The 456-nt window shown below is 61.8% G+C and carries 1 protein-coding gene; it reads right to left on the bottom strand.

The genetic code is table 11. The features are described from left to right. Window positions 1-268: 268 nt before the first annotated feature. On the bottom strand, window positions 269-456 hold a 188-nt coding region (locus JIN78_RS17440; RefSeq protein WP_234038071.1), incomplete at its 5' end, for a hypothetical protein.

The raw sequence follows: 456 nt of genomic DNA, 5'->3' as shown, positions 1-456 counted from the left end.
GTGGGCTTGGGGTGGGCTTGGGGCGCCGGGCCTGCGGTGGGACGGGGTTTATGGGTTCGGTGCTTTGTGGGTAGACGTGAGCTCTGGGGCCGACGAGGCGTCGGCGCTACGGGCCGAAGGCTCGTGCCCCGGTAGGGAGGCTTCGCCGAGGCCTCCGCGATTGGCCTGTTCCCGCGCTCTGGGCCATTTGATGACCTTCTGCTTAAAAGTGTTTCCGAAAACCCTGTTTCCGGGGTGTTGGCCCGGGATGGGATGCTCGATTAGGACGCTAGAAAGGCACGTGGGCTGGGCTACCGGGAACGCGGCCGCTTGTCTTCCCTCGAACAAGGGATTGTTCGAGGGGGATTTCTTCCGTTTCCAAGGGGAATTCCGCCCGGACCCCGGGGAAATGGCGATTGGCCAAGGGATCGTTTACTTGTTCCCGGGGGAAATCGATTTTTACCAGGGGGAATTTCT

The organism is Roseibacillus ishigakijimensis, from assembly GCF_016595415.1.
GTDB classification, from domain to species: Bacteria; Verrucomicrobiota; Verrucomicrobiia; order Verrucomicrobiales; family Akkermansiaceae; genus Roseibacillus; species Roseibacillus ishigakijimensis.
Note: the sequence above shows the minus strand (reverse complement) of the source record. Positions and strands in the feature narration are given on the sequence as shown.